The sequence below is a fragment of the Bacillus sp. A260 genome, from assembly GCF_009861435.1.
Classification (GTDB): domain Bacteria; phylum Bacillota; class Bacilli; order Bacillales; family Bacillaceae_G; genus Bacillus_A; species Bacillus_A cereus.
In genome coordinates this window covers 1,192,281-1,205,680 of record NZ_CP046398.1, presented here as the reverse complement: position 1 = coordinate 1,205,680, position 13,400 = coordinate 1,192,281, and the positions used below count along the sequence as shown (strand labels likewise).

Genomic DNA, 13,400 nt, shown 5'->3' with positions numbered 1-13,400 from the left:
GATTTCATGCAGCTAGATACTTTTTTACATCATCTCCATTTCTCTATCGATGAAATTATGCCAAATCATGAGGTGGACTGGAAAGACGCACCGCTTCCTTATAAATTATATCGAAATGTACCTACCATCCCGCTCTCCTTAGAAATCCCGTTATCTTTATCGAACTCTTCTACTACACCTACTCTAAATGAGATTGGTCACTACCTTTGGTATTCATTTGGTGTAACACAATTATGTCAGCTAAATAGCGAGAGAAATGTATTACGTAGATCCATTCCTTCAGGCGGTGCCTTATACCCGAATGAATTGTATATCTATTTAAAGATTGACGATTATCCAGACGGCATTTACCATTATGACGCCGCGCATCACCGACTTATTTTACTTCGCGAAGGAAATTTCGATTCTTATTTAGCAGACGCACTCGGTAATCGCTGTAACATACAGGATTGTTTCGGTGCTGCATTCGTATCCACTATGTTTTGGAAAAACTTCTTTAAATACAATAACTTTTCATATCGACTTCAAGGATTAGATAGCGGGGTTCTCATTGGACAATTACTAGAATGTGCAAATCAGTTCGGTTATACGAACGGCGTATACTTTCAATTTCTAGACCGTGCACTGAACCATTTACTCGGATTGTCAGAAGGTGAAGAAAGTGTGTATGCCGTTATTCCTTTAAGTACAGAGCCAGAAACTAATTGGTTTCACAATGATTACCGTGAAAATAAAACAGTTACTTCTCATGAGTTGTTGCAACAAATTCCGCCGCTCGCACATGAACATTTCGTTCGCTCAAAACATGTAGATGAATATCCGATGATAACAAAAATAAATGAAGCTTCTATGATCGAATCGACAGCACACTTCCAAACACTAGCTCATGAAGAGCACTATCAACATCATGAGTATGCTGTACAACTGCCGAAAGTAGAGCGTTTATCTTATGATTTCTTGCAACTTTGCAGAAAACGGTATTCCCCTGATGCTGACTTTACTTTAACGAAATGGGATGCAGCTGAGCTCGCTACTTTACTACAAGAAGCGAGCCTCTCCTTCCCCTATTACAACGACCTTGATGGTAAGTATACAAATAAAAATACACGCGTCTCCTTATATGGATGTTTTTATAACGTGAAAAATATTGAAAACGGAGCTTACGCTTATAACAGTAAAACACATTCCATACAACCAATTCGATATGGAGACCTTCGCTACCCACTTCAGTCTAGTATGACGATGGATAACGTAAACCTTTTTCAAGTACCACTTTGCCTACATGTAGTCGGAAAGAAAGATTATTATACAAATGCATTAGGCTATAGAGGGTACCGTATCCATCAAATGGAAGCAGGTATACTCGTTCATAAACTCGTTTTTGCAGCGACCGCGATGGGGATGGGCGGGCATCCTTTACTTAGTTTTGATACAAATTCATGTGATCAATTGTACGGAATAGATGCTGGGAATGAAACATCTCTTATTCAAGTTCCAGTTGGGGCATATCGAGCGCGGAATTGGTTAAAAGGGGCTTTGCATTGTTAGAAGCACGCCGTCTATCGGCGTGCTTTTTTACTAGATTAACTTAAAAATACTCTTAATTTGTCTAGCAAATAACCAATTTTTCGTACCGTAGTTATCATTTAAACTATCTAAATTGATAGATTGTCCGTTAGCAAACTTTAATTCTAACGTAGTATTTTTGTCATTTGTTTTTAAGTTACTATTTGTAATGTCATCATACTTTAATTTTTCAATCTCAATATATTCGTCTTTTTCTTGTCCAATCACGACATGGTCTTGGAAGAAGAAAAATACTTCTACTTTTTTACCGAAACAAAATACATTTTTCGTATAAATTAATGTCGCGTTATCAAGTCCGACACATACTTCTTTCATTTCTTCCACAACGTGTCCAAAGTCTTCTTCATGTCTTGCATTTGATTCAGCAATCCATTCTTCGATTGTTTTCATGTTAATTGCCATACTGCGCCCCCTGGTTCATTCATTGCTTCGTTTAAAAAATAAATACTATATGAAAATATAAGCGATACGTAATATGTTTTCAAGGGGAAAGGGTATATTCAAAATAAAGTGAAACTTTATTTACTCCCTCATTGTAAAAAAAATAGCACTTTAAAAAGTGCTATTCCGCTCTCCTTGCCGCTTGCTGAATTGGGTCCCAAACGCTGTTATATGGTGGTGCATAACTTAAGTCGACATCTTCTAAATCGTGAATACTCATTTTATTGAAAAGTGCCATTGCAATCACATCAATCCGTTTATCTACGCCTTCTTCTCCAATTACTTGCCCGCCCAATAATTGTTTCGTATCGGATCGATATAATAATTTCAAGTAAAGTGGTTTTGCATTTGGATAATAGCCCGCCATATTTGTAGAATCTACTTTAACTGTTTTATACGGGATGTGTAGCCCTTTCGCTTCTTTTTCATTTAATCCTGTTCTTGCAAGCGTCAAATCCATAAATTTAATAATACCTGTACCTAACGTACCTTTAAAGGCTCTTCGTTTATCCAGCATGTTCAGTCCGGCAAGTCGCCCTTGTTTATTGGCAGTCGTTCCGAGCGGGATATGATCATGAATTTCCTTTATAACGTGGTAATGTGTTGCGCAATCACCAGCTGCATATACGTCTTGCACATTCGTTTGCATATATGCATTTACTTCAATTGCCCCTTTATGATTCTTACGTATATTTGTCCCTTCAAGAAAATCAGTATTTGGCTTCACTCCGACAGATACTAAAACAAGATCCGCTTTATACGTACCTTTATCCGTTTCAACTGCTTCTACTCGTTCATTCCCTTTGAATGCTTTTACATTTTCATTCGTTAAAATTTCAATATGATGTTTATCTGCTTCTTTATGTATGTACTCTGCCATATCTGCATCATAAATCGTACCGATATGATCATTTCGCTCAATCATTCTTACTTTCTTACCAAGTTCGACGAATGTTTCTGCCATCTCAAGTCCAATGGCACCACCGCCAATAATCGTTACATCTTCAACTTTATTCGTTTCTAGCGTTTTTAATATGCGCTCAGCATCAGGAATTGTTTTTAAAAGATGAACGCCTTGTAATTCCCGTCCTTCCCATTCTGGCATAACAGGACGCACTCCAGTCGCAATTAATAATCGATCGTACGGAAATTCAAAGACATCTTTCGTCTTCGTATGCTCTGCGTACACCATTTTCTTTTCCGTATCTACTTTCGTTACTTCATGACGCACTTTCGCATCAATTCCATATTTCTCACGAAACGTCTTTACGTTACGCGCGATTAACTTTTCAGTTGAAGCGATAGCACCACTAATGACATACGGTAATCCACACTGAGCGTATGAATAAATTTCACCTTTTTCTAAAGTTACAACATTTGCATTTTCATCGTTTCTAACAATTTGCATCGCTGCACTCATACCAGCTGCATCTCCGCCAATAATGACATAGTTCACTTTACCACTCCTTCTTTTTTTACATACTCTTTACGTTTTCCATATTTTATAGAAATAACACCTACTTCCATTGTAAAGAAAGAGAATTCCATCTTCAAATTTTGTGCACAAACCTATGCTTGAATAGGTAACTGTCGTGTCTTATAAACAATATGTTTAATATGCTATAACAGTAACAATTGAAAGTAGGTGAAACATACATGTGCGCCGGCCTTCTCGCTCAAACTCCAGAGGAACCGAAAGAACCAAAACCCGCCTTGTCGCTTGATCAAGAATTCTCTATTAACGCAACCATCTATAGTGCTCGTGCTTGGTTATCTAATGATGAGACTTTCCCACAAACGATTTGGAAAGGCTCTCGCTTCGCTTCAGCATCACACGCTGGCAAGTCCATCTTACCAATCGGCACTGTAAAAATTTTGAACTTATCTGATGATACAATAACAGTTACTGCATCATCAGAATCAGATGATAATCTCAAAATAGTCGTACCCCCTCATTCTGAAGGTGTTTTAACATCTAATGGTTTATCTGATGTGCAAGCAAGTACATCAGGAGGAGCAAGTAAAGTCACATTTCTCTTTCATATCTTTTTCTCAAGGGATCCTGGTTCAGATAAAAAACCATAAAAAGGTACAGTTATGCACTGTACCTTTTTTCCTGTGTTCTATTCTCTTGATTTGATTAGTTCAATATTATAAGTTTCGATATCTGTTAACTTTCCTTTAAAATAAGGATTTTCTCTATACCAAGACTGTTTTGCAAAATACGCTTGCATATCTTTCGTTTGAAAAATATGTCCATGCCTTGCATATATTTCATTTCTAGCAATTTTCAACTGCTCTTTCGATAAATATGTTAAATCTGCGCTCGTTAATTTTCGAATATCACTATCAGGAAAGATGAAACCATTATATACATACCCAGTCGCGGGCGTTGGAGTAACATTATAAACAACTGTTTTTTCTGTACTTTTCTTTTGGAATGGAAGATTATAAGACGAAAGTGCCGTTACCGTCTCTACTTGTGTCGTTTCCCGTCCGCTTTCTCCATTTCGTTCTAAATAAATCGTCGCACTTCCATCAGTCGCTACTGGCCCCCATGTAATTTCTTCTCCTGCCAGCGCTGTAACCGGTTTTTGATTTACGTACAATGTTGCACCCGGCGCGTTCGTTTGAACTGTAATATATTGACCTTGCAACGTTAAATCTATCGTTACGTTATTTTGGCTCTGTTTCATAAGTACAACCTTTTCCTCACGAGATAATTTTACATAGTCATTTTTATAATCTGATTGAAACACTTGATTTCCCGGAAGAAATGGCCCATATTGCTTCTCAAACCTTTTGTCATCTGTCTTATCAATTTCTTTTCCGTTCATTTTTAACGATACGCCTTTTTCATTTGTAAGCAAAGTTGTATAGTACGTCTTCGCTTTCAATTTATATCGATCAAATATAAAGAAATACTTTCCGTCTTTCGTTAATGAAAAGTCAGCTCTTTCTATTCCGTCCCGTTGTTTTTCACCTTGTCTCAAATATCCTTTTAATTCATTTACGTAAGATGGATTTTCTTTTATATATGAAAATAGGGGCTTTACACTCTCTCTCGTTATCATAACCGATGGATCATCTGCCGTAACGATCTCAGCTAATTTCTCTCCGTCCCTCTCTTGTAAAATCGTAATCATCCGGTCTACTTGTGCCAGCTGCGTATAATACGACGATCCGTACAAATACAATCCAATAATCACTATAACAAATAGCGCTAACAGTGTAATGCCAACTTTTGCACCACCGCTCATGTTCTTCTTTACTACAGGACGTCCCCTCTTCGACCCGCAGTTTTGACAAAATTGCAAACCATCTTCAAACTGAACTCCGCACTTTGTACATACATTCATTCAGTCAACCACCTTTTCATTAGAAGCCAGTTATTCCCTGTGTTAAGGCTTGAATTATCGTGCTAATGTAAGACCAAAGTACAATGAACGTTGCAATTCCAATTAAAACATTTGCAATAATAAGTGTGTAAACAAGATCTAATCCGCCATTGTCTAGCTTTAATACGGCTACAGTTATACTAATCCCTATATAAGTTGCAGCTACGGATAATAATATAGGTAAGAAAAAGATTAATAAGAAACTAAAAAGAAAAGAAAGGACTAATATGACAATAGCCGGCGTCGCTATCGTTCCCCATATACCAAATACTTCAAGAAACGAAAAAGATGATTTCATCATCTTGCCACTTACAAAAATAATAAATCCGACAAATAAAGTTAAAATTAATAAAAAGAAAAAGACCGTTATAGATTCTCCAAAAAACGTGGGAGTAGATATATCTGGTGCAAATGTTCTCGTAACTGCTGATGCTGCACTCATCATTCTATAAAAAATACATGCTCCTAAAAAACAAATAAGAACAAGACTTACAATTCCATTTCGCACTTCAATAGCGCCGCTTTTCATAATCGCTGTCGGTGCTTGTAATGCATGTTTAAAAAATTGAAAATAGCCGCTCGCAAACCGTTTCGCTTGCTCTACCGTTTCATTTGGCCGAGCTTCCTTTGCTTGTGCCGCACGTGCTTGTTCCGGCCCTTCTTCTTGGCCACTACTTGCCACTACTTCTTCCGTTAACGAATGTCCACAATTCCCGCAAAACTTTGCCTCCGCTGCATTTTCTGTATGACATGACGGACATTTCATTCTCTTATCCCTCCTTAAGCATATACCATATAGGGTGTTACAAGTTCAATATATGACTTTGGACATAAAACATGACTACAAGAAAAAGATTCTGAAATCCTTCTTCCGAAAGAAAATATATGTGCTAGTAATCTTGAAAAAAAATGCTATTATGAAACAGAATAAATAATATTTTTAACAGATTGGATGACTGGCAATGGAATTGGTAAACTCAATTTTTCAAATACTCCTTACAAGCGTAATCCAATTATTATCTTTAATTGGCGTTATCATTGTAATTGGATTTCTATTAGGCTATTTAGAATCTCTCACACGCATGTATTGGTCGAGAGCTTTCGGAAGAAAAGGATTCCTATTAACGGCTTGGATTGGTGTTCCGATTCACGAACTTGGACATGCCATTATGTGCGTGCTGTTCCGTCATAAGATTGTAGCAACGCAGTTCTTCCCGACAGATACAAGTCAAGGGGCTTTAGGTTACGTACAACATCAATACAATCAAAAAAGTGTGTATCAACGGATTGGGAATTTCTTCATCGGCATTGGGCCTATTATTTCTGGTATTACTGCACTAATCCTTTTAATGCGCTATTTCGTACCAGAATCATATTTTTTATTTAATACAACTCTCGAAAAAACGATTGCTTCTACTTCTATTAATATAGAAATGATCCAAAACATGCTCTTGTCGACGTTTGTATTATTGAAAAGCTTATTTACAATCGGTAATTTATTGAATCCTTCCTTTTGGTTATTTTTATTTATCGCCATTTGCATTTCCGCACATATCGCTTTAAGTAAACCAGACATTAAAGGATCAATAGACGGAGTTATCGTCATGTTTATCGTTTTATTTTTATTCAACATCATAGCGGGACTGTTCCAATACGACAGTAACCAGCTAATTGGACAGGTTATGAAATATAATATGTATCTCATTGCGTTTTCTAGTGTAGCACTGCTTTTCTCTTGTATTTCTACACTTGTTAGTTTTTCGTTTTATAAAATAAGAAGAGGGCGTTCTTTTTGAACTCCCTCTTCTTATTTTATATTCCCCTTATAATCACAATGCTCAACAGGCACACGAGCATGCCCTTCTTCATCGGTACACCATGACTGTGATTGGAATGCCAGAAAGATACCAATCCATTCTTCTTCCTTTTCAAAGTGAATGAGTATTCCTCCGTCTTGCCATATGCCATCATCACCTTGCCATTTTTCTACATTCCCTTGATTCATATGAATATCATGTATACCGTTTCCTGGTTTGAAATGAAAATAGGAATCTGGTGTATTTTCTTTTGGTCCCCATCTTTCACCAAATGCGTAAATAATTGCTTTTTCTTCTATCGCTCGTTTTATATAACGTTCTATTTTTTCATTTAAATCATTATCTGCTCCTGCTTTTTCGGGAGGTAAAGGAATCATTTGATTTGAGTCAAATAGATTTCCTCTTATATAATCTAAAGCTACTTTCGGTTCATTGTTTTTTATTTCTGTAAAACCGAATGGTAATGTCGGTAAAATATGAATCGCCTCTGACTTAATATTGTTACTCGCAAAATATAAAACTTCTGACGGATAACTTTGCGATTTTACGTTAATTGCAATACGATAATCTACTTCTGCTTCATCTTGTAAATGAACTTGATAATGAGGAGTTTTCCCTTTTCCCATCTTTGATTGTATAACTGTACCTTTTAACACGCCGTAATTTTTTAAGGGCATACATTTCATCTCCTATTCATCTAGTAGAAGCTTTTCATATTTAAAACATTATCCATTCATAAAAAAAATCCTCCTATGTTAGGAGGATTTTTAATTTCTCAACATATACCAAACAATAACCTCTACCACTACAAGCAAAACCGCACCAAAGATCATTAACGTCGTCTTCTTTAATAGTTCATTTTCACGGTAAGGGATATTACATAAGTAAGCACCTAGTGTAATCCGTGATGGACAAGCGATTGTCGCTACTGATGATGCGGTGTTTTGAAGTGTTGTGACATATTGCCACGGGAGTGCTACGTTTTGTGCGGTTTGCATTTGTAGTTTTATAAACATTGCATTTGATCCTGCGTTACTACCTGTTAAAAATCCACCAATAGCGCCAATAAACGGCGCAACGAAAACGAAAAATGTTCCAAATGTATCACCAGCTGTCTTTGCGAGTAATGAATGCATGCCTGATGCACCCATTAGTTCTGAAATGGCGATAAACATTGTCGTCGTAATCGCAAAAGGAATCCATTGTTTGATCGTTTGTGAGAGTGATTGTTTAATAATATTAGACGGGATGCGGAAGAAAATAATAGTAAATAAGCAAGTCATACCGAGCCAAAATCCTGGTGAATATAGTAACTCTAGTTTGTAAGAGTATGATTTCAAATCAAGAACCGCATATGATCTGAACAAATCATGTAATGCTGGAACGAGGCGAGAAAGTAAAATACAAACTGTTAGAAATATATAAGGGCTAATAATTTTTATAATGGATACTTCTCTCTCCGTTGCAGCGGCATGTTCTGTTATAAGATTTTGCCCACTTTTTCCTTTTAATTTAATGATAAGAAAGCCAAATGTAATCGTAACGATAGAACTTAATATCCCTGCTAGTTCAACACTTACGTACGCATTAGAAAGATAGATTCCGAGAGAAAATAATAGAAAGAATCCTACCCCTTCTTTCCACTTTTCTATAACCGCTTGCCAGCCGCCAACAACGTGTAAAGAAAGAATAACAAAGTAAGCAAACATCGGAATACTTAATAGCGCTGTATTTGTGCCAAGTGTTGTAAGAGGCATATTTATTAGCTGCGAACCGATAATCGTACCAGTTGCCATTGCGCCCCATGAACTAGCTAGTAAGCCGATGAATGAGAGTAGTACAGCTTGAAATGGTTTATATCCTAGTGAAAGAAAAATAGGTGCTGCAACCATGAAGCCGATACCGAATCCACTTACTGATTCAATAAGCGGGCAAATGCCAAAACACATAAGCAGCATTTGTAATAAGCGATCTTGCGTCACTGCTTCTAGAAAACGTGCCACTTGATCGATGTACCCCATTTTGTTCATGAGGTGAAATAAAAAAATACCGAAAAATAAAACGTACCCGACAATAAAACAAATTAACCACCCTTTAATCGTTGCGTGCACAGTTTCACTTATCCCTAATTGAAACGTTGGCGAGAGTAAAACGATTCCAACACATACAGCATAAGAAATTAACGAAGACCTTAATGACGTTTGTTTAAATAAAAATAAACAAATGAAAATCATCATAATTGGGATAAGTGCCAACAATATGGCCATGTTATCATCTCATTTCGTTTAAAATACAATTTTTAACTATTATATAACAGATGCTATAATTTTCAATTGTTTTTAAAACAGATTCAAAAAAGGAACCAAACGGCTCCTTTTCATTCACTCCCATTTTCTATTATCCTGAAAAACTGTCTGCTTTCCGACTATTTCTTTCAACACAACAAACACAATGTAAGTACATATTGCTTGCAATATAATATTCCAAAATTTCATTAATGTAAATGAATGAATCCGTAGAAATAATTCGTTTAATAATACAATCGAAACGATACTAAATAATTCTATACTAATCGAAAATAGACATATTTCTAAAATAGACTGTTCTTGAATGCGATTTAAGTTGGAAAAGATGAATACATACCCTAAAAATAGAGCCATTAACTCTATTTTCGTCATGCTAATGAGCCAAGCGTATAATGGTACAGTTAAAAATAGATATAGTAATTTACGTCTTAGCATGCCTTCTCCCCCTCTAATTTATATGTATTTTCTGTATATTTTAACATTTATTACGCAAAACAAAAAGAAGAGACTATGCCTCTTCTTTTTGTTTTGTTGCATATATTAATTCACATATTTCTTCTCGCTTTTCATTTTCTAAAAGCTCAATGACCTTACTTCCAACGACAACTCCGTCGCATATTGTAACCATTTCTTCTACATGTTCTTTTGTTGAGATGCCGAATCCAGCGACTACTGGTAAGTTGACGTGTGATTTTACTTTTTCTAAGTAACTATGAATCTCCTCTTTAAAGTTTTGACGTACTCCCGTTACGCCCGCTACTGTAACAGCATAAACGAACCCTTCTGATTCACTCGTAATTTTTTCAATTCTTTCAATAGGACTCGTTACGGTAACGAGTGGAATAAGCGCAATGTTTACCTCTCGAAGTAACGGCGCAATAATATTTTGTTCTTCATACGGTAAGTCTGGAACGATGATGCCGTCTACACCTGCTTCTATACAGTTCTCAATGAATCTCTCTTTTCCGAATGCAAGTACCGGATTTAAATATGTCATAAGAACAAAAGGCATTTGTACTTCTTTCCTTACCTCTGCTAACGCTTGAAAAATGCCTTTTAATGTTACGCCGCTATCTAGCGCTCGTTTCCCTGCTCTTTGAATCGTTGGGCCATCTGCAACTGGATCTGAAAACGGAATACCAATTTCAACGATGCTTGCTCCAGCCTCATCTAGAAAACGAATTCTTTCTTTTAATTTTTCAAGGCCACCATCTCCGCCCATTACGTACGGAATAAATGCTTTCTTGCCATTTTCAAACGCTGCTTTAATTTTTTCTACTCCCATTTTTTACACCTCTTCCATATAACGTTTTATACTCTCTACATCTTTATCACCACGGCCAGATAAACAAATAACAAGTCCTTCATCTTCCTTCATTTTCGGAGCTAATTTTAATGCGTATGCGACAGCATGCGAGCTTTCTAACGCCGGGATAATGCCTTCTTTTTTCGTTAATAATTGAAATGCTTCTAATGCTTCTTCGTCTGTTATCGAATGATAAGAAACGCGGCCAATATCTTTTAGCAAGCTATGTTCTGGACCAACACCTGGATAATCAAGTCCTGCTGAAATAGAGTGTGCTTCTTGAATTTGTCCTTCTTCGTTTTGCAGAAGATACATCATTGATCCGTGGAGAACGCCAACGCTTCCTTTCGTTAAAGTTGCTGCATGCTTTTCTGTATGAACGCCTTTTCCAGCTGCTTCTACGCCGTAAAGAGCAACTTCTTCATCGTGTACGAACGGATAAAACATCCCCATCGCATTACTACCACCGCCAATACAAGCAACGACTGCTTCTGGTAACTTTCCTTCTAACGCCTCATATTGTTTTTTCGTTTCATTTCCAATTACACTTTGGAAATCACGGACAATTTGCGGGAATGGATGTGGTCCGAGAACAGATCCCATAATGTAGTGCGTATCATGCACATGTGAAACCCAGTAACGAAGCGCCTCGTTTACCGCATCTTTTAATGTACCGCTACCTGCCGCTACACTTTCTACTTTCGCTCCGAGTAATTCCATTCGGAACACATTTAATTTTTGACGTCTTACATCTTCTTCTCCCATAAAAATGACGCATTCTAATCCGAGAAGAGCACATACAGTAGCTGTTGCAACTCCGTGTTGTCCAGCTCCTGTTTCAGCGACAACTTTTTTCTTGCCCATTCGCACTGCAAGTAGTGCCTGACCGATTGTATTGTTAATTTTATGAGCTCCTGTATGATTCAAATCTTCACGTTTTAAATAAATCTTTGCACCACCGCAATACTTCGTCATATTTTCAGCATAATATAGCGGTGTTTCTCTTCCGACGTACGTTTTTAAATAATGATTTAATTCCTTTTGAAATGCTTCATCTTGCATCGCTTCTTTATATGCTTCTTCTAGTTCTAGTACAGATTGCATTAACGTTTCTGGAACATATCGTCCTCCGTATATACCGTAATGTCCTTTTTCATCTGGATATGCGTAGTTCATTTGGAACACTCCTTCGCTTTTATAATAAATTGTTTTATTTTCTCTACATCTTTCTTTCCTTCTGTCTCTACTCCACTGCTCACATCGACCATGTATGGCCGAACAGTTCGAATTGCTTCTTCTATATTAAGAGCGTTTAATCCACCAGCTAATATCATTTTCTTTCGCAATTCTTTTGGCATATCTCTAAGTAGTTCCCATGAAAATGTCTTTCCATTTCCTCCATGAAACTTTTCTTTCGGGCTATCAAATAATATATAATCCGCTTCATACCCTTGGGCGTTTTTCATATCACTCTCTGAAGTTACTCCTAGTGACTTTATAGACGGAATATTCAATCTTCTAATTTGATAATTGTCTTCATCCCCATGTAGTTGTACATGTGTTAACCCGCACTCATCTGCAATTTTCTGGATCACTTCTACTGATTCATTTACGAAAACACCGATTTTTAACACGTTGGCTGGAAGCTCCTGAATGATTTCTTCCGCTCTCTTTGGAGTGATTTCCCGCTTACTTTCTGCAAAAACAAATCCGAGTGCATCTGCGCCATATTCGCACGCACTTTTCGCTGTTTCCACATCAGTGATGCCGCAAATTTTCACTTTCATATATTCACCTTACAATCTTCAAAAAAACTACTAATAGAAGATGATGTCATAAGCGCCTCTCCAACTAATACACCTTTGGCTCCAGCTCTTTTAACACGAATAATATCTTCTTTTGAATGAATGCCACTTTCACTAATCCAAAGTAGTTTCTCCTCATTCAATCTTTTTCCAAGCTTTTCAGTTTGGCTTAAATCTACTTCGAACGTTTTTAAATTACGATTATTAATGCCAATAACGTGCGGATTTAATACAATCGCAGTTTCTAATTCCTGTTCATCATGAACTTCAACAATCGCTTCTAATCCTTTTTCTAACACGTAGCTATACAGCTCTTTTAACTTCTCTTTCGTTAACGCTGCTACAATTAGTAAAATAATATCTGCTCCCGCTTCATACGCTCTATCGATTTGAATCTTATCGATTATGAAATCTTTACATAAAAGCGGAATGTTACTTTCTTCTCTTGCTGTTTGTAAATCGTGAAACGATCCTTTAAAAAATTGACCATCTGTTAAAACAGATACTGCTCCTGCACCACATTTCTCATATGTTCCCACTTGTTTTCGTACGTCAACGTGTAAATTGATATCTCCTTTTGATGGTGATGCTCGCTTTACTTCTGCAATGACAGTAAACTGCTGTAACGCTTCTACAAGTGACTGTGTCTTTCTTTTTGTTTTTACTGGTGTATATATTTCATATAACTCCGCAACTTCCTTTTTCTTCTGTTCTACAATTTTATCTAAAATCGTCCCCAC

Annotated in this window: 14 protein-coding genes; 3 read left to right on the top strand and 11 right to left on the bottom strand. The window is 36.8% G+C overall.

Translation table 11 applies throughout. The annotated features are described in order from the left end of the window. The first annotated feature begins 6 nt into the window (after positions 1–6). On the top strand, positions 7–1,548 hold the full coding sequence (locus GD442_RS06160) for a SagB family peptide dehydrogenase (protein WP_001175550.1): 1,542 nt from the start codon (positions 7–9) through the stop codon (positions 1,546–1,548). A 30-nt stretch (positions 1,549–1,578) separates the two neighbouring features. Here the strand turns inward: GD442_RS06160 and GD442_RS06155 are convergent, their stop codons facing one another. Together GD442_RS06155 and GD442_RS06150 are read right to left on the bottom strand one after the other, a co-directional pair. Further along, positions 1,579–1,989, bottom strand: a complete 411-nt coding sequence (locus GD442_RS06155) for a DUF3908 family protein (RefSeq protein ID WP_000996781.1) — start codon at positions 1,987–1,989, stop codon at positions 1,579–1,581. A 160-nt stretch (positions 1,990–2,149) separates the two neighbouring features. After that, positions 2,150–3,484 (bottom strand): CoA-disulfide reductase, encoded by a 1,335-nt coding sequence (locus GD442_RS06150; RefSeq protein ID WP_001110231.1) that lies wholly within the window; start codon positions 3,482–3,484, stop codon positions 2,150–2,152. Positions 3,485–3,684: 200 nt separating this feature from the next. Here GD442_RS06150 and GD442_RS06145 point away from each other — a divergent pair, with 200 nt between their 5' ends. Then, entirely contained in the window at positions 3,685–4,113 is a 429-nt protein-coding gene (locus GD442_RS06145; RefSeq protein WP_000332414.1) for a hypothetical protein, read from the top strand. A 38-nt stretch (positions 4,114–4,151) separates the two neighbouring features. Here the strand turns inward: GD442_RS06145 and GD442_RS06140 are convergent, their stop codons facing one another. Further along, a complete protein-coding gene (locus GD442_RS06140; protein WP_001099934.1) occupies positions 4,152–5,387 on the bottom strand; it encodes a TcaA 3rd/4th domain-containing protein in 1,236 nt (411 codons plus the stop codon). Positions 5,388–5,406: 19 nt separating this feature from the next. Beyond that, positions 5,407–6,192: a zinc ribbon domain-containing protein gene (locus tag GD442_RS06135; protein ID WP_000650087.1), complete on the bottom strand. Its 786-nt coding sequence runs from the start codon at positions 6,190–6,192 to the stop codon at positions 5,407–5,409. A gap of 196 nt (positions 6,193–6,388) precedes the next feature. Between GD442_RS06135 and GD442_RS06130 the strand changes: the two genes are divergently transcribed. Further along, the gene (locus GD442_RS06130; RefSeq protein ID WP_033695718.1) at positions 6,389–7,222 is read left to right on the top strand and encodes a hypothetical protein; all 834 of its coding nucleotides are present in this window, start codon (positions 6,389–6,391) and stop codon (positions 7,220–7,222) included. 11 nt (positions 7,223–7,233) lie between these two features. Here GD442_RS06130 and GD442_RS06125 read toward each other — a convergent pair whose 3' ends face one another. The 7 genes from GD442_RS06125 to trpC all read right to left on the bottom strand — a co-directional run bounded on the left by GD442_RS06125 (position 7,234) and on the right by trpC (position 13,400). Next, entirely contained in the window at positions 7,234–7,920 is a 687-nt protein-coding gene (locus GD442_RS06125; protein ID WP_086402119.1) for a DUF2278 family protein, read from the bottom strand. Between the two features lie 90 nt (positions 7,921–8,010). Then, positions 8,011–9,510 (bottom strand): L-lactate permease, encoded by a 1,500-nt coding sequence (locus tag GD442_RS06120; RefSeq protein ID WP_078186217.1) that lies wholly within the window; start codon positions 9,508–9,510, stop codon positions 8,011–8,013. Between the two features lie 114 nt (positions 9,511–9,624). After that, a complete protein-coding gene (locus GD442_RS06115; protein ID WP_000946131.1) occupies positions 9,625–9,984 on the bottom strand; it encodes a DUF4029 domain-containing protein in 360 nt (119 codons plus the stop codon). A gap of 73 nt (positions 9,985–10,057) precedes the next feature. Continuing rightward, the gene (trpA, locus tag GD442_RS06110) at positions 10,058–10,834 is read right to left on the bottom strand and encodes a tryptophan synthase subunit alpha (protein ID WP_000537825.1); all 777 of its coding nucleotides are present in this window, start codon (positions 10,832–10,834) and stop codon (positions 10,058–10,060) included. A gap of 3 nt (positions 10,835–10,837) precedes the next feature. Then, complete coding sequence (gene trpB, locus GD442_RS06105; RefSeq protein WP_001105035.1) at positions 10,838–12,031, bottom strand: tryptophan synthase subunit beta; 1,194 nt, start codon at positions 12,029–12,031, stop codon at positions 10,838–10,840. Next, positions 12,028–12,642, bottom strand: a complete 615-nt coding sequence (locus GD442_RS06100; RefSeq protein ID WP_000865141.1) for a phosphoribosylanthranilate isomerase — start codon at positions 12,640–12,642, stop codon at positions 12,028–12,030. Before GD442_RS06100 ends, trpB begins: the two co-directional genes overlap by 4 nt. Beyond that, positions 12,639–13,400: an indole-3-glycerol phosphate synthase TrpC gene (trpC, locus tag GD442_RS06095; RefSeq protein ID WP_000536703.1), complete on the bottom strand. Its 762-nt coding sequence runs from the start codon at positions 13,398–13,400 to the stop codon at positions 12,639–12,641. The genes GD442_RS06100 and trpC overlap by 4 nt, the downstream gene beginning before the upstream one ends.